At 67.9% G+C, this 15,893-nt stretch carries 14 protein-coding genes; 9 read left to right on the forward strand and 5 right to left on the reverse strand.

Annotated features, from left to right (window positions below; genetic code table 11):
• The first annotated feature begins 383 nt into the window (after positions 1-383).
• The 5 genes from CXY79_RS05240 to CXY79_RS05260 all read left to right on the forward strand — a co-directional run bounded on the left by CXY79_RS05240 (position 384) and on the right by CXY79_RS05260 (position 6,705).
• Complete coding sequence (locus tag CXY79_RS05240; RefSeq protein ID WP_104100091.1) at positions 384-1,232, forward strand: nitrilase-related carbon-nitrogen hydrolase; 849 nt, start codon at positions 384-386, stop codon at positions 1,230-1,232.
• Positions 1,233-1,242: 10 nt separating this feature from the next.
• Positions 1,243-2,679, forward strand: a complete 1,437-nt coding sequence (hydA, locus tag CXY79_RS05245) for a dihydropyrimidinase (protein WP_104100111.1) — start codon at positions 1,243-1,245, stop codon at positions 2,677-2,679.
• A 12-nt stretch (positions 2,680-2,691) separates the two neighbouring features.
• Positions 2,692-3,708 carry a TIGR03842 family LLM class F420-dependent oxidoreductase gene (locus CXY79_RS05250; protein WP_104100092.1) on the forward strand — a complete coding sequence of 339 codons (1,017 nt, stop codon included), beginning with the start codon at positions 2,692-2,694 and terminating at the stop codon, positions 3,706-3,708.
• Positions 3,709-3,814: 106 nt separating this feature from the next.
• Positions 3,815-5,149, forward strand: a complete 1,335-nt coding sequence (locus CXY79_RS05255) for an aspartate aminotransferase family protein (RefSeq protein WP_233191270.1) — start codon at positions 3,815-3,817, stop codon at positions 5,147-5,149.
• 56 nt (positions 5,150-5,205) lie between these two features.
• Positions 5,206-6,705 carry a CoA-acylating methylmalonate-semialdehyde dehydrogenase gene (locus CXY79_RS05260; RefSeq protein WP_104100093.1) on the forward strand — a complete coding sequence of 500 codons (1,500 nt, stop codon included), beginning with the start codon at positions 5,206-5,208 and terminating at the stop codon, positions 6,703-6,705.
• On the opposite strand, the gene CXY79_RS05265 is transcribed toward CXY79_RS05260, so the two are convergent.
• Positions 6,702-7,625: a LysR family transcriptional regulator gene (locus tag CXY79_RS05265; RefSeq protein ID WP_104100094.1), complete on the reverse strand. Its 924-nt coding sequence runs from the start codon at positions 7,623-7,625 to the stop codon at positions 6,702-6,704. The two genes, CXY79_RS05260 and CXY79_RS05265, sit on opposite strands and share 4 nt — an antisense overlap.
• Positions 7,626-7,762: 137 nt before the next feature.
• Here CXY79_RS05265 and CXY79_RS16715 point away from each other — a divergent pair, with 137 nt between their 5' ends.
• The 3 genes from CXY79_RS16715 (at position 7,763) to CXY79_RS15910 (ending at position 10,705) form a co-directional block, all read left to right on the forward strand.
• Positions 7,763-7,885 carry a hypothetical protein gene (locus CXY79_RS16715; RefSeq protein ID WP_255408580.1) on the forward strand — a complete coding sequence of 41 codons (123 nt, stop codon included), beginning with the start codon at positions 7,763-7,765 and terminating at the stop codon, positions 7,883-7,885.
• Positions 7,886-7,937: 52 nt separating this feature from the next.
• A complete protein-coding gene (gene pyrE, locus CXY79_RS05270) occupies positions 7,938-8,486 on the forward strand; it encodes an orotate phosphoribosyltransferase (RefSeq protein WP_104100095.1) in 549 nt (182 codons plus the stop codon).
• Positions 8,487-9,253: 767 nt separating this feature from the next.
• Positions 9,254-10,705, forward strand: coding sequence for a hypothetical protein (locus tag CXY79_RS15910; RefSeq protein WP_158250229.1), 1,452 nt, complete (start codon positions 9,254-9,256; stop codon positions 10,703-10,705).
• A 323-nt stretch (positions 10,706-11,028) separates the two neighbouring features.
• On the opposite strand, the gene CXY79_RS05285 is transcribed toward CXY79_RS15910, so the two are convergent.
• From CXY79_RS05285 to CXY79_RS05300, 4 genes are all read right to left on the reverse strand, one after another.
• A complete protein-coding gene (locus CXY79_RS05285; RefSeq protein ID WP_104100098.1) occupies positions 11,029-11,829 on the reverse strand; it encodes an HAD-IIA family hydrolase in 801 nt (266 codons plus the stop codon).
• Positions 11,830-11,882: 53 nt separating this feature from the next.
• Positions 11,883-12,527, reverse strand: coding sequence for a metal-dependent transcriptional regulator (locus CXY79_RS05290; RefSeq protein ID WP_104100113.1), 645 nt, complete (start codon positions 12,525-12,527; stop codon positions 11,883-11,885).
• Positions 12,527-13,750 (reverse strand): Nramp family divalent metal transporter, encoded by a 1,224-nt coding sequence (locus tag CXY79_RS05295; protein WP_104100114.1) that lies wholly within the window; start codon positions 13,748-13,750, stop codon positions 12,527-12,529. The genes CXY79_RS05290 and CXY79_RS05295 overlap by 1 nt, the downstream gene beginning before the upstream one ends.
• 478 nt (positions 13,751-14,228) lie before the next feature.
• Complete coding sequence (locus CXY79_RS05300; RefSeq protein ID WP_104100099.1) at positions 14,229-14,921, reverse strand: DedA family protein; 693 nt, start codon at positions 14,919-14,921, stop codon at positions 14,229-14,231.
• A 124-nt stretch (positions 14,922-15,045) separates the two neighbouring features.
• Here CXY79_RS05300 and CXY79_RS05305 point away from each other — a divergent pair, with 124 nt between their 5' ends.
• Positions 15,046-15,675 carry an RNA methyltransferase gene (locus CXY79_RS05305; protein WP_104100100.1) on the forward strand — a complete coding sequence of 210 codons (630 nt, stop codon included), beginning with the start codon at positions 15,046-15,048 and terminating at the stop codon, positions 15,673-15,675.
• Positions 15,676-15,893: the final 218 nt, after the last annotated feature.

The following is a 15,893-nucleotide window of genomic DNA, read 5'->3' on the forward strand; positions in this document are numbered from 1 at the left end:
TACGGCGCCAGCAGCGCGGCGCGCACCGAGAATTTCCGGCGTCGTCGCGGCGGATGAGCGGCCCCGAGGGTGAACCTCTCGGGGTGAATCTGAGACATCCCCGTTTTTTTGTGTCGATGTTGTCTAAGAACTCCAGCAGCAGACGAGGCATTACCCCTATTGTAGGCGCGATCGAGTGATATTCGGTCGGCCAGTGACCCCGTGCCCGACCGCGACGATAACGGTTTGCATGAACCCTTGCCACCGGCAGATTCGCTCGACAGGATGATATACGCGTTAGTCACACAGAAAAACAGCACCAAATGTTTGCGTCGAAGACTAATAAGCCCGGACGCTGTCGTTCGGCTCAACGGTGTTCCGTCACTGGCGAATGTGGAGACAAGATGACTGTAGTTCGGGCCGCAATCACCCAGACCGAGTGGACGGGCGACCAGGAGTCGATGATCAAGAAGCACGAGGGATTCGTGCGCACCGCCGCCGAAGCGGGAGTGCAGGTGATCTGCTTCCAGGAGCTGTTCCACGGCCCCTACTTCGGCATTGTGCAGGACTCCACGTACTACGACTTCGCGCAGAGCGTGCCGGGACCACTCGTGGAGCGGTTCCAGAAGCTCGCCGCCGAGCACACGATGGTGATCGTGCTCCCCGTCTACGAGGAGGAGCAGCCCGGCGTGCTCTACAACACGGCCGCCGTGATCGACGCCGACGGCACCTACCTCGGCAAGTACCGCAAGCACCACATCCCCCACCTGCCCCAGTTCTGGGAGAAGTTCTACTTCCGCCCCGGAAACGCCGACTACCCCGTCTTCGACACCATGGTCGGCAAGATCGGCGTCTACATCTGCTACGACCGGCACTTCCCGGAGGGCTGGCGGGTGCTTGGCCTGAACGGCGCCGAGATTGTCTTCAACCCCTCAGCCACCAAGCCCGGCCTCTCGAACCGGCTCTGGGAGCTCGAGCAGCCGGCCGCCGCCGTCGCCAACCAGTACTACATCGGCGCCAACAACCGCATCGGCACCGAGACCGAGGAGTTCGGCGCCGACGCCGTCACCTTCTACGGCAGCTCCTACTTCGTCGACCCGCGCGGCAACTACGTCGGCGAGGTGGCCTCCACCGACACCGAGGAGGTCGTCATCCGCGACCTCGACCTGGGCGTCATCCGAGAGGTGCGCAACTCGTGGCAGTTCTACCGGGACCGCCGTCCCGACTCCTACGGCCCGATCGCCCGGCCGTAGCCAGGGGCGCATCGTGACGACCCTGATCCAGAACGGCACCGTGGTCAGCGCGACCGGCCGGGTGCAGGCGGATGTCCTCATCGACGGCGAGATCATCGTCGCCGTGCTGGCACCTGGCTCGGCTCTCCTCGGGAATGACCTCGCCGCATCCGTCGACCGTGTGATCGACGCCACCGGCAAGTACGTGATCCCCGGCGGCGTCGACGCGCACACGCATATGCAGTTGCCGTTCGGCGGCACCGCGGCCAGCGACACCTTCGAGACCGGCACCCGGGCCGCGGCCTGGGGCGGCACCACCACCATCGTCGACTTCGCGGTGCAGAGCTACGGCCAGCGGGTCTTCGACGGTTTGGCGGCCTGGCACGAGAAGGCGGCCGGAAACTGCGCCATCGACTACGGGTTCCACCAGATCATCGGCGACCTCAACGAGGACTCGCTGCAGGCGATGGACGGGCTGCTGGACGAGGGCATCTCCAGCTTCAAACTGTTTATGGCCTATCCCGGCGTCTTCTACTCGGATGACGCGCAGGTGCTGCGCGCCATGCAGAAGTCCGCCGAGACCGGGCTGATGACCATGATGCACGCCGAGAACGGCCCGGCCATCGACGTGCTCGTCACGCAGCTGCTCGCAGAGGGCAAGACCGACCCCTACTACCACGGTGTCGCGCGCGCCTGGCAGCTGGAGGAGGAGGCCACGCACCGAGCGATCATGCTCGCGAACCTCACCGGGGCGCCGCTCTACGTGGTGCACGTGAGCGCCAAGCAGGCCGTGGAGCAGATCGCCGCCGCCCGGGACCACGGCCAGAACGTGTTCGGTGAGACCTGCCCGCAATACCTCTACCTGTCGCTCGAGGAGAATCTCGGGGCACCGGGGTTCGAGGGCGCGAAGTGGGTCTGTTCTACGCCGCTGCGCTCGAAGGCCGAGGGCCACCAGGACCACCTGTGGCAGAGCCTACGCACCAACGACATCCAGATGGTCTCCACCGACCACTGCCCGTTCTGCATGAAGGGGCAGAAAGAGCTGGGCCTCGGCGACTTCTCGAAGATCCCGAACGGCATCGGCTCGGTCGAGCACCGCCTGGACCTGCTCTACCAGGGCGTCGTCAACGGCCGCATCTCGCTCGAACGCTGGGTGGAGATCACCGCGACCACCCCGGCACGGATGTTCGGGCTGTACGGCAAAAAGGGGGTCATCCAGCCGGGCGCCGACGGCGACATCGTGATCTACGACCCGAACGGCCACACCTCGATCGGCCTGCCCGTCAACGGGAATGGCAAGACCCACCACATGAACATGGACCACTCCGCCTGGGAAGGCTACGAGATCGACGGTCACGTCGACACCGTTCTGTCCCGCGGCAAGGTCATCATCGACGACAGCTCCTATCTCGGCTCCAAGGGTGACGGCCGGTTCGTCAAGCGCGGCCTGAGCCAGTACCTGATCTAGACGGGACCCCAGATGGACTTCGGAGCAGTGCTGCAGACCAACCCCCCATCCGCCCGCACCGTGCAATTGGCCAAACTGGCCGAGGCGCACGGCTTCAGCCACGTCTGGACGTTCGACTCGCATCTGCTCTGGCAGGAGCCCTACGTCATCTACAGCCGCATCCTCGCGGAGACGGACAGGATCATCGTCGGACCCATGGTCACCAACCCGGGCACCCGCGACTGGACGGTCACGGCCTCCACCTACGCGACGCTGAACGAGATGTACGGCAACCGCACCATCTGCGGCATCGGCCGCGGGGATTCGGCGGTGCGGGTCATCAACGCAACCCCCACCACCCTGAAGACGCTGCGCGAGTCGGTGCACGTGATCCGGGAACTCGCGAACTCCCGGTCGGTCGAATACAACGGCGCGACCCTGCAGTTTCCGTGGAGCCGCGGCTCCACCCTTGACGTGTGGGTGGCGGCCTACGGGCCCCTCGCGCTCAAGCTCGCGGGCGAGGTCGGCGACGGTTTCATCCTGCAGATGGCCGACCTCGACGTGGCCGAGTGGATGATCAAGACCGTGCGGGAGGCCGCGGCGAAATCCGGCCGCGACCCGATGGCGGTCAAGTTCTGCGTGGCCGCGCCCATGTACATCGGCGACAATTGGGGCCACATGCGCAACCAGTGCCGCTGGTTCGGCGGCATGGTCGGCAATCACGTGGCCGACATCGTCGCCAAGTACGGCACCGAATCTCATGTGCCGAAGGCCCTCACCGACTACATCATTGGCCGGCAGGATTACGACTACAACGAGCACGGCCGTGCCGGAAACGCGCACGCCGAGTTCGTGCCCGACGAGATCGTCGACCGGTTCTGTCTGCTCGGCACCGCGAAGGACCACATCGAAAAGCTCGAGGCCCTGCGCGCCATCGGCGTCGACCAGTTCGCCGGCTACCTGCAGCACGACAACAAGGAAGAGACGATGCGCGTCTACGGGGAGACCGTGATCCCGGCGATGACCGAGCCCATCGTGGCAAAGAAATGACCCGATTCAGGTGAATGGTGCAGACTTCAAGCCGATCGAGGTCACACTGAAGGTGGGCGATCCACGGCCTCACCATCTCAACGCAGAGAGAAAGAAATCGATATCTGTGAATGACATCACTTCCCCAAGCGCCACGGCCAGCCGCAACGAGCTCGCCTACGACCTTGACCGGGCGCACGTCTTCCACTCCTGGTCGGCCCAGGGTGCCCTCAAGCCGCTGGTGATCGCCGGCGGGCAGGGCTCCCGGGTCTGGGATTATGACGGGCGCAGCTATCTGGACTTCTCCAGCCAGCTCGTCAACGTGAACATCGGCCACCAGCATCCGGCCGTCACTGCGGCCATCATCGAGCAGGCCGGTCGGCTCGCCACGGTGGCGCCCTCCACGGCGACCCTGACCCGCGGCGAGGCCGCCCAGCGCATCGTCGAACGGGCGCCGGAGGGCTTCAACAAGGTCTTCTTCACCAACGGCGGGGCGGATGCGATCGAGAACGCGATCCGCATGGCGCGCCTGCACACGGGCCGCGACAAGGTGCTCTCCACCTACCGCTCGTACCACGGCAACACGGGCGCGGCCATCGTCGCGACCGGCGACTGGCGCCGCATCCCGAATGAGTTCGCCCGCGGGCACGCGCACTTCTTCGGCCCCTACCTCTACCGCAGCGAGTTCTGGGCGACCAGCCCCGAGCAGGAGTCGGAGCGGGCCCTGCGCCACCTCGAGCACGTGATCCAGAGTGAGGGACCCGCGGGCATCGCGGCCGTGCTGCTGGAATCCATCCCAGGCACCGCCGGCGTGCTCGTGCCGCCGCCCGGCTACCTCGCCGGCGTGCGGGCCCTCTGCGACCGGTACGGCATCATGCTGATCCTCGACGAGGTGATGGCCGGCTTCGGCCGCACCGGCAACTGGTTCGCGTTCGACGGCTTCGACGTGGTGCCGGACCTGATCACTTTCGCGAAGGGCGTCAACTCCGGTTATGTGCCCACCGGCGGTGTGATCATCTCCGACCCCATCGCCCACGACTTCGACACCACGGTCTATCCCGGTGGCCTCACCTACAGCGGACATCCGCTGGCGATGGCGTCGATCGTGGCGGCCCTGGACGCCATGAAGAACGAGGGCATCGTGGAGAACGCCGCCCGGATCGGGCGCGACGTGCTCGCCCCCGGGCTCGCCGAGCTGCAGGCTAAGCACCCGATCATCGGAGAGGTGCGCGGGGTCGGCGTGTTCTGGGCGATGGAACTCGTCTCCGACCGGGAGACCCGCCAGCCGCTCAGCGGCGCCGTGATGGGCCGGATCAAATCGGAGCTGCTGGCCCGCAACCTGCTGCCGTTCCTGGCCGAGAACCGCATCCACGTGGTGCCGCCCTGCGTCGTCACCGACGCCGAGGTCGCCGAGGCGCTCACTATCTACGACGAGGTCCTCAGCCTCGACCGGCTTGTCTGACGCCCCGCGCACCCTCACCCCGACTCGATGAAGAGAATGAAGAGAGACGAACGCCCATGACCGAACTGCCCCTCATCACCCACTGGGTCGACGGGGCTCCCCTCCGGGGAGCCTCGACCCGCACCGCGCCCGTCTTCAACCCCGCCCTCGGCGCCGTCGCGAAGAACGTAATCCTGGCCAGTGCCACCGACGTCGACACCGCCGTCGCCTCCGCCCACGCTGCCTATCCGCTCTGGCGCGACACATCCCAAGCCAAGCGCCAGGGCATGATGTTCAACTTCCGCGAACTGCTGAACGCGCGCAAAGGCGAGCTGGCCGACATCCTCACCGCCGAACACGGCAAGGTGACCTCGGATGCGCTCGGCGAGATCGCGCGCGGCCTCGAGGTCGTCGAGTTCGCGCTCGGCATGCCGCACCTGAGCAAGGGCGAGTACTCCGAGAACGTGTCCACGGGCGTCGACGTCTACACGCTGCGCCAGCCGCTCGGCGTGGTGGGCATCATCAGCCCGTTCAACTTCCCAGCCATGGTGCCCCTCTGGTTCTTTCCGATCGCCATCGCGGCCGGCAACACGGTCGTGCTCAAACCGAGCGAGAAAGACCCGTCCGCGTCGAACTGGATGGCTGCCCTGATGACCGAGGCCGGCCTGCCCGCCGGTGTGCTCAACGTCCTGCACGGCGACAAGGAAGCCGTCGACGCCCTGCTCGTGCACCCCGACGTGCAGGCGATCTCGTTCGTCGGCTCCACGCCGATCGCGCAGTACATCTACGAGACGGCCGCCCACCACGGCAAGCGCGTGCAGGCCCTCGGCGGCGCGAAGAACCACATGCTCGTGCTGCCGGACGCAGACCTGGACCTGGCCGCGGATGCCGCGGTCAACGCTGGCTTCGGCTCGGCCGGTGAGCGCTGTATGGCGATCAGCGTGGTGGTGGCCGTGGAACCGGTCGCTGACGACCTGGTCGCGAAGATCACTGCGCGGCTGAAGAGCCTTAAGGTGGGCGACGGCATGCGCGGATGCGACATGGGACCTCTGATCACGAAGGTACACCGCGACAAGGTGGCGTCCTACATCGACCTCGCCCAGACCGACGGAGCCGAGGTCGTCGTGGACGGCCGCGGTATCGAGGTGGACGGTGACGCGAGCGGATTCTGGCTCGGCCCGACCCTCTTCGACAAGGTCAGCACGGACTCGGACGTCTACCTCGACGAGATCTTCGGCCCGGTGCTCTCCATCGTGCGGGTCGCCAGCTACGCCGAGGGACTTGACCTGATCAACCGCAGCCGCTACGGCAACGGCACGGCCATCTTCACCAACGACGGCGGTGCGGCCAGGCGGTTCCAGAACGAGGTGCAGGTCGGTATGGTCGGCATCAACGTGCCGATCCCGGTGCCCGTGGCCTACCACTCGTTCGGCGGCTGGAAGGACTCCCTGTTCGGCGACGCCAAGGCCTACGGCCCGGCCGGGATCGCCTTCTACACCCGAGAGAAGGCCATCACGAGCCGGTGGCTGGACCCGAGCCACGGCGGTATCAACCTGGGCTTCCCACAGAACGCCTAGGGGATGAGGGCGTGCTTGGCCTGCACGCGGGCGGCCTCGGTGCGGAGCACCTCCAGAACGGTGCGCACGGCGAGGCGCTCGGCCCGATCGGGGCGCATCAGCGCCACGATTTGCCGTTCGGCGTCCACCCCGCGGAGCGGCTTGAGCACGAGGCGGCCCGGCTGGTCACCGCCCCAGGTGTACCGGGGCACCAGAGCGATGCCGAGGCCTGCCACGACGAACGCTTCGATCACCCGCAGGTCGGCGAACTGCTGGGCGACGGTGATCTGACTGCCTGCCTTCTGCTCGATCTGGTGCAGGATGCGCTCGAACGGGTAGCCGGTCGGCGCGCCGATCCAGGTCTCGCCGATCACGTCCGCCGGGGTGATCCACGACCGGGAGGCCAGCCGGTGGTCGGCCGGCAGCCCGACGTCGAGCGGCTCTGTCATCAGCGGGACCACCGTCAGTCCGCGCCCGCCCCATGGAAGCTGGCCGCGCAGGCTGTAGGCGAGCACGATGTCGTACTCCGCCGTGAGCGCGGGGAAGTCGCTCAGTTCCGGGTCCTTGTCGGTGCAGTTGACGATGAGTCCGGGCACGGCGGCGATGCTTCTCACCGCTCCCGGCAGCAGCATCTCGCCCGCGGTCGGAAAGGTGACCAGGCTCACCTCGCCCGTGGCGTCGTTGCGGAACTCGTCCCAGACCGCCCGGGCGCGGGCGAGGGCGACCGCGACATCCGTCGCGCTGCGGGCCAGAGCGCGGCCGGCATCCGTCAGAATGAGGCCGCGACCGCTGCGCTCGGTGAGCGGAAGGCCGGCCTCGCGTTCGAGCACTTTCAGCTGCTGCGAGACAGCGGATGGCGTGCGGTGCGTGGCGCGGGCAACCTCAGTGATGCTGTGGCGCTCGGCCAGTTCGCGGAGAAGTTCGAGTCGTTGGACATCCATGTAGTAACGCTACACACTCCGTGCAGAACTATGTGATTGTGCTGCAAAGTCAAAGATGATGAAATGAATACGTCGAACTCGAGCAATGGTGCCTCCGTCTCCCCGATACTCAACCCCATTTCCCGAAAGGTACGACCGTGTTTGTTCTTCTCGCCGTTCTCGTTCTCATCGTCATCTCCTCCGTCGTTGCCGTCGTCGTCGACGTGCACAAGGACGGATTCCGCCGCGTTCCCGAGCGCAAGCTCGTTCGTATCTTCTAGAGCAACGCCTGCTTCAGGTTCACCGACCGGGCGATGGCCTAAAGTTGGTCCTGTGACGGACACACGCCAGCAGCTCATCGCCCACATCTCGGCCGAGGCCGTTTTCCGCGGGGATTTCACCTTGACCAGCGGCAAGAAGGCGACGTATTACGTCGACCTGCGCAAGGTCAGCCTCGACCATCGCGTCGCCCCACTGATCGGCCAGGTCATGCTCGACCTGATCGCGCACATTCCGGATGTCACCGCGGTCGGCGGCATGACCATGGGTGCCGACCCGGTGGCGGCGGCCATCCTGCACCAGGGCGTGGCACGCGGAGCCGCGTACGACGCCTTCGTCGTGCGCAAGGAGCCCAAGGACCACGGCCGGGGCAAGCAGGTCGAAGGACCCGATCTCGCCGGCAAGCGCGTCGTCGTGCTCGAAGACACGTCCACCACGGGCGGTTCGCCCCTGGCGGCGATCGACGCGCTCCTCAAGGTCGGTGCGATCATCGCCGCCGTCGCCGTCGTGGTCGACCGGAACACGGGCGCGCGCGAAGTGATCGAAGCCGCGGGCTACCCCTATTACGCCGCGATCGGCCTTGAGGACCTGGGGCTGAACTAGTGCCCACAAATGAGGTGCCCGGCGAGGACGGAATGAAGTGGCTGGCATCTCAGCTCGGTGACGGCGCGCGCCCGGCCCTGCCGGACGAATATTCGCCCCGCCAGTCGCCGCGGTGGCCGAGAACCTCCCGCATTGTTCCACCGGCACCCGCCGAGCCGACGACCCATACCGGCGTCTTCCTCTGGGGGCTCAAGCCGACCTCCCAGCCTGACCCTCGGCTCGCCAAGGGTGCCGCGGCTCGGGCCGCCGCTGCTGCGGCTGGCGCTGCTGGTCCCGCTCCGGCGCCTCCTGCCGCTCCTGTGCCTTCGTCGGGAGCGACGCCTTCGTCGGGAGCGACGCCTTCGGCTGGAGCGACGCCTTCGGCTGGAGCGACGCCTTCGGCTGCGGGGCCAGCGAATGTGACCGGATCCGTGCCGATCACGACCGCGGCCCTGTTCGTCCTGACGCCCGCAAACCCGGCGCGTGCTGCTTCTGCAGTCGATGGGGCTGCTTCCGGGGCTGCTTCGTCTGCTGAGTCGGCTGCCGTCGCGGCGGCTGCGGCCGCGTCCTCGTCTGCGGCCGCGTTTTCCGAGCTCCAGCCGGCCGCGTTCGCGCCCTCGGCCGCTGTCAGGTCGGCGGCTTCGTCCGCCGCGCTCACGGATGACTCGGCTTCGGAACTGACGCCGGCCGAAACACGCTCGGCCTCAGCTTCGGGGCCCGCCCCGTGGGCGCCCGACGCGTCGGCACCGGCACCTCTGGCACCCGTCGAGGCTCCCGCGCCTCTGCCGATGCTCGGCGGGAACGGGCCGGACGAGTCTGACCGGAGCGGCAGCATCCGTTCGGAGAAAGCCGATCTCGCACCGGCGCCGTGGTGGACCACCTTCACGCAGTCGCCGCTCGAGCTGACCGCTGAGGAGGTCGCGGCCGCCGATCTGCTGGCCGGGCGCACGCCGCCTGCTCCCGACCCCGAGCCGGCCGCGCTGCCGGCTCCGGTCTCCGCCCGCGGCCGTCTGCGCGCACGACTGGCCGCGTCACTGTCGGCTCCGGTCCCTCTCGCGGGCCAGGCCCGCGACGCCGCCGGGATCGCTGGAGCCGGGGCCCGAGTTGCGGCGGGAGCCGCGGCCGTTGTTGCCGCCCCAGGTGCCCCGTTAGCCGCGGCAGCCATCCCGGCGCCGGAGGCAGCCTTCCCCGCACCGGATGCCCGTGCAGGCACACGGCTGGCCGAGACGGCGGCGCAGGCCTCGGCCGCGGCCCGCTCCGCGCCCACCGCCGCCCCGACTCCACCTTCACTGGCCGCAACGCCGGCCCACCTGTCCGCCACGTCCGCGTCCGCGTCAGCCACGTCCGCGTCCGCGTCCGCCGTCACTGCTTCCCCCGAACCTGCACCAGCCGGGGCTGGGGCAGGTATCCACGCCGGTGCGAGTGCTGCTGCTGCCACCACTCCGCGGCCCGCGTCGGGTACGACCAATATGTTCGGTGCGGCATCCCCGCGCCCCGCGTCGGGTACGAACTCCTCGTCGGGCGTGGCCACTCCGGTCGCAGCGAACGGCCGGCGTTCCGCAGTGGACGCGGCGCCGTCCGGTGCCGGTGTCGGTGCCGATGTCGCGCGGCCGGCCTCGGCCGGTCGCCCGCCCGGAGGCAGCCGCCCCGGCAGGCCCCGGCTTCTGATCTGGAGCGTCGGCGGCCTGGTGGTCGTGCTCGCGCTGGCGGCACTGTTCTTCCTCGGGCAGAGCCTGGTCGGCGGCGACGCTGCCCCCATCGCGGTGGCCACGTCCAGCGCTACACCTGCCCCGAGCGCCACCCCGAGTGTGGCGCCGTCGGCGCCGCCCGAGGCCACCGGCCCGCAGCCGGTCGGCGTGCACCAGTGGGACACCCTGTTCGGCGGCGAATGCCTGCAGCCGTACGTGACACCCTGGGAAGAGGAATTCACGGTCGCCGACTGTGCCACCCCGCATGCGGCTCAGCTCGTGTACCGCGGAGTGTTCGCCGGGGATGCCGCCACAGCCTTCCCTGGCGAGGCCGAGCTGGCCGGGCAGATCAACCTGCTCTGCAGCGCGACCGGCGTCATCGACCTGGCCGCGGCCTCGGCCTACGGCGACGTGCAGGTGCAGGGTAGTTACCCGATCACCGAGGAACAGTGGTCCGATGGCGGCCGCTCCTACTACTGCTTCGTGAGCCGGGCCTCCGGCGAGCCGATGAACGCGAGCATCGCGGGCCCCGGACCGGTACCCGCCGCATAAGCGTCCCGGAGCATCCGTCACCGACGTCTGCCGCCTGGCTGTCTGGCTGTCTGGCTGTCTGGTTGCCTTGTAGCGCAGCGGAACCCCAGCCGTGCAACCGGGATCCGCCGTCGCCCCCCATGCCCGATGATTGAACGAATTCAACGGAGATTTTGCCGAAAATGGTCAGTTCTGGGTCGGAAACGGGGTGGTGGTGCAAAATCTCCGTCGAATTCGTCAGGGCCTGGCGGGAGGGAGAGCGGGAGCAGGAGCGGCGGGCGCGGCGGTAGAAGTGCTGAGGCGACGGGTGCGGCAGAGCGCGGCTGCGATGGGAGCGGCGGAACCTAGATCGCGTCGGACTCCACGGGCTCCTTGGAGACCAGCTCGTGCACGCCGGAGAGGATCTCGTCCGGGCGGAACGGGTAGCGGTGCACCTCAGCGTCGTCACTGATGCCGCTCATCACGAGAATGGTGTGCAGCCCGGCCTCGATCCCGGCGATGATGTCGGTGTCCATCCGATCACCGATCATGGCCGTGTTCTCCGAGTGCGCGCCGATCTTGTTCATCGCTGAGCGGAACATCATCGGGTTCGGCTTGCCCACCACATAGGGCTCCATGCCGGTGGCCTTGGTGATCAGGGCCGAGATTGCACCCGTGGCGGGCAGGGGGCCGTCCGCACTGGGGCCGGTCGCATCCGGGTTCGTCGAAATGAAGCGGGCACCGTTCAAGAGCAGACGGATGGCCTTGGTGATGGCCTCGAACGAGTAGTTGCGGGTTTCGCCGACCACCACGTAGTCCGGGTTCGTCTCGGTCATGATGAAACCCGCCTCGTGCAGGGCGGTCGTGAGTCCGACCTCGCCGATCACGAAGGCGGTGCCGCCGGGCGCCTGGGAGCGGAGGAAGTCTGCCGTCGCCAGCGCGGAGGTCCAGATGCGGTCTTCGGGCACGTTCAGGCCCGAGGCGCGCAGGCGGGCACTGAGGTCCCGGGGAGTGAAGATCGAGTTGTTCGTGAGCACCAGGAACGGCGTGCCGGCGTCGCTCCACTGCTGCAGCAGCTGCGCCGCGCCCGGCAGCGGGCTGTTTTCATGCACGAGCACGCCATCCATATCGGTGAGCCAGCATTCGATGTCTTCGCGGCGTGTCATTGGGTGCTCCCTTGGTTCGGGGATAAGCCTAGCGGCGCGAGGTTTCCGGACGGTTACGAGGTGAGCCAGATCGATCGGGCCGCCGCAGACGACAGCCGACAGATGCCGCCGCCCGGCAGCCGCACCACGCCGGGTTCGAGAACGGTGAGCCGGGTTCCCGGGCCGACCCGGTGCACGGCAAGGTCGCGCAGGATGTCCGGGTCGCGGTCGCTGATGCGCACGACCGCCCCGACGTGGCCGGGTGCGGCCTCAGCCAGCAGGATGGCGTCCGGCCGGGTCAGGCTGCCGTCCTCGGCCGGGATCGGGTCCCCGTGCGGGTCGGCCGACGGATGCCCGAGCCGATCGTCGATCGCCGCCAGCAGCCGGTCCGAGATCGAGTGCTCGAGCACCTCCGCCTCGTCGTGCACCTCGTGCCAGTCGTAGCCCATTTTCCGCACGAGCCAGGTCTCGATCAACCGGTGCCGGCGCACCACCGCGGTCGCCCGCAGGAAACCGGTCCGGCTCAGGGTGAGCGGCCCGTAGGGGACGTGCTCGATCAGGCCGCCGGCGGCGAGCTTCTTCACCATCTCGGTGACCGATGACGGCGCCACCCCCAGCCGCGCGGCCAGCACCGAAGGCGTGATCGGGTTCGGCTGCCATTCGGTGTGCGCGTAGATGGTCTTGAGGTAGTCCTCGGCCGCGGGTGTGGGGTGTTTCATCACGCCCCTGTGAACACGAGCACGAGCAGCACCACGTTCAGGGCCACCAGGAGCAGGGCGCAGACGGCGCCGGCGACTGTCGTGTACCAGCGGTTGACATGCTCGCCGAGCACCCCGCGCTGCATGGTGAGCCAGACCAGGGGGATCAGCGCGAACGGGATGCCGAACGACAGGACGACCTGGCTGAGCACCAGGGCCTCGGTCGGGTCGAAACCCACCCCCAGGATCAGCAGCGCGGGAATGAGGGTGACCACGCGACGCGCCAGCAGCGGCACGCGCACGTGCAACAGGCCGTGCATGATCTCCGCTCCCGCGTACGCTCCGACCGAGGTGGAGGCCAGCCCGGAGGCGAGCAGCCCGACCGCGAACACCGTCGCGATCACGGGCCCGAGGGTTGCCTCGAGGGCGGCGTGGGCGCCCTCGAGCGTGTCGGTCCCGGCGACGCCCTGCAGAGCGGATGCCGCGAGCAGCAGGATCGACAGGTTCACCGTGCCGGCGATGGCCATCGCGATGGTGACGTCCCATTTGGTGGCCCAGAGCAGGCGTCGCGTTGCTGCGCCGTCCGCCACGACGGGGAATCGGTCCCGGGTGAGCGCGGAGTGGGCGTAGATGGCGTGCGGCATGATCGTCGCGCCGAGGATGGACGCGGCCAGGAGCACCGAATTCGCGCCCTCGAACCGCGGCACGAGGCCGGCGACGACGCTGCCGGCATCCGGCGGAGCGAAGAACACCCCGGCCGCGAAGCCCACGGTGATGATGAGCAGCAGCGCCACGATGACGCGTTCGAAGGTGCGCGGGCCGCGCCGGGTCTGCACCGTGAGCACGATCATCGAGATGACCCCGGTGATCACGCCGCCGGCAAGCAGGGGGAGGCCGAAGAGCAGGTTCAGGGCGACCGCGCCGCCGATGATCTCGGCCAGGTCGGTGGCCATGGCCACCAGTTCCGCCTGCACCCAGTAGAGGCGGCGGGTGAGCGGGCGCCGAATACGTACCCCGAGAATTTCCGGCAGGCTCGTGCCGGTTACGATGCCGAGCTTGGCCGAGAGGTACTGGATCAGCCAGGCCATCACGTTGCCGGCCACGACCACCCAGACCAGCAGGTAGCCGTAGCGAGCACCGGCCGTCATATTGCTGGCGACGTTGCCGGGGTCGAGGTAGGCCACGCCCGCGACGAGGGCAGGGCCGAGCAACCAGAGCAGGTGAGAGGATGCCACGGTGGCGATCTCAGGGACCGGTCCCCTCGCATCCGTGCGCACGTTGTTTTTAGCCACACCGAAAGGATAGGGCAGATTTAGGCATGCCGAAAGATCAGTGCCTGCGTGGGCGGCCCGGCACACCAACGTTTCGGCGCGGTCATACGTTTTAGTAGCTAAGCAGAGGGAGGAAACGGGTTCACGGTCGGTGGGGCCGAGGCCTACGTGCGGCGGGCCATCTTCAGCGGCTACCTCGACGAGGGCCGGAAACGCACCCCTGTGGAGCCGGATCGCCCACCGGGCCGCGATGTCCGCAGCGCTCGCCGGGCCGCTCGCCGCCGGAACCACCGACCAAGCCACCCACCCGATCCCGCCCCGACCGGCCCGCGCTCCCGCCGGGGGAGTACCAGATCTCGGCGGCGATCGACCCGTTCACGGATGCCGGCACTGGCCGGTCTGACGCTGCGCTGACCCTGTGCCGAGACGCGGCCGCCTCTGAACTGGGCGGTTACTCCTCGCGCAGGTCCTCGGGAATCGTGGCGACGGGGACCGGGGCCTTGCCGCGGGTGCGCTTCTTCTCGCGGCCGGCCTTGTAGAGCTCGGACAGGATCGGCACGCCCGAGAGCAGCACGATGCCGATGATGAAGAATTCGGAGTACGTCGCCACGAACTCGATCTGGCCGAGCAGGTAGCCCATCAGGGTGCTTCCGACACCCCAGGCGAAGGCGCCGATCAGGTTGAAGAACACGAAGGTGCGGTAGTGCATCCGTCCCACACCGGCGGCGAGAGGCACGAAGGCGCGGAACACGGGCAGGAAGCGGGCGATGATGATGGCCTTGCCGCCGTGCTTGGCGAAGAACGCGTTGGTGCGTTCCACGTTCTTCGGGTTGAACAGGCGGTTCTGCTCGCGGGTGAAGACGGCGGGGCCGGACTTGCGGCCGATTAAATAGGCGACCTGGTCACCGGCGAACGCGGCGATGAAGATGACGAAGCAGGTCACCCAGATCGGAAACGGCACATCCCCGGTGGCGGTGAGCAGGCCCACGGTGAAGAGCAGCGAGTCGCCGGGCAGGAACGACAAGACGATGAAAGCCGTCTCGACGAACACGATGGTGGCCACGCCGAGGAGCACGAACGAACCGAACCAGCCGATCAGCCACTCCGAGTCGAGAAAGTCGATACCGAAGAGCGTGGGATGCATGGTGATGGTTCCTTCCGGGCGGGGTGCGAGCCGGCGAAACGCGAACCCTGCACGTCAGAATACCCGACGGCATGCCCGGCATGCCCGGCACGCCCGGCGGTGCCCGGCGGGATACGGTGGATCGGTGCAAGAACCGCAGAACCCCACGCCCGAACTGTCCACCCACGGCGTCGGACCCTGGGCCGGAGAGTGGCCCGAGGAGTCGTTCTACGACCGCGAGCTGCTCGAGCGCGGCGACACGCGCAACGTGATCGACCGCTACCGCTACTGGAGTATGGCGGCGATCGTCGCCGACCTCGACGAGAAGCGGCATCCGTTTCACGTCGCCATCGAGAACTGGCAGCACGACATGAACATCGGCTCGATCGTGCGCAGCGCCAACGCGTTCGCCGCCGACACGGTGCACATCATCGGGCGCAAGCGGTGGAACAAGCGCGGGGCCATGGTCACCGACCGGTACCAGCACGTGCTGCACCACCCGGATGTCGCGTCCTTCGTCGAGTGGGCCGCCGCCGAGACCTTGCCGATCATCGCCATCGACAACGTGCCCGGCAGCGTGATCATCGAAACCTTCCGCTTCCCCGAGCGCTGCGTGCTCCTGTTCGGGCAGGAGGGTCCCGGCCTCTCTCCCGAAGCGATCGAGGCAGCGGATGCCGTCGTCGAGATCAGCCAGTTCGGCTCCACCCGCTCGCTCAACGCGTCGGCCGCCGCGGCTGTCACCATGCACAACTGGGTGTTGCAGCACCGGTTCTGAGCGGGCGTTTCACCACCCCGATCCCTCCACAATCAGGGCCTGATCGGGTTATCCACAGGGTGCGTGTAGGTGGGCGGATGCCGCGGGTAATGTCGGTGGGTGCCCGTAGCGTGTGTGTCATGAAGCCCTCATTTATGGAAGAGCAAGAGGCTCTCGGGGAGCATTTCGAGGCGATCGCGGAGGCCGAACTGGCCATCGCCGTGGCGTTCGCCCGGCGG

It is taken from the genome of Cryobacterium sp. M96, assembly GCF_002929845.1.
GTDB classification, from domain to species: domain Bacteria; phylum Actinomycetota; class Actinomycetes; order Actinomycetales; family Microbacteriaceae; genus Cryobacterium; species Cryobacterium sandaracinum.

Coding starts and splice junctions, on each gene's coding strand:
- CXY79_RS05240 (WP_104100091.1), top strand. CDS start 384: ATGACTGTAGTTCGGGCCGCAATCACCCAGACCGAGTGGACGGGCGAC.
- CXY79_RS05250 (WP_104100092.1), top strand. CDS start 2,692: ATGGACTTCGGAGCAGTGCTGCAGACCAACCCCCCATCCGCCCGCACC.
- CXY79_RS05260 (WP_104100093.1), top strand. CDS start 5,206: ATGACCGAACTGCCCCTCATCACCCACTGGGTCGACGGGGCTCCCCTC.
- CXY79_RS05265 (WP_104100094.1), bottom strand. CDS start 7,625: ATGGATGTCCAACGACTCGAACTTCTCCGCGAACTGGCCGAGCGCCAC.
- CXY79_RS15910 (WP_158250229.1), top strand. CDS start 9,254: ATGCTCGGCGGGAACGGGCCGGACGAGTCTGACCGGAGCGGCAGCATC.
- CXY79_RS05285 (WP_104100098.1), bottom strand. CDS start 11,829: ATGACACGCCGCGAAGACATCGAATGCTGGCTCACCGATATGGATGGC.
- CXY79_RS05290 (WP_104100113.1), bottom strand. CDS start 12,527: ATGAAACACCCCACACCCGCGGCCGAGGACTACCTCAAGACCATCTAC.
- CXY79_RS05300 (WP_104100099.1), bottom strand. CDS start 14,921: ATGCATCCCACGCTCTTCGGTATCGACTTTCTCGACTCGGAGTGGCTG.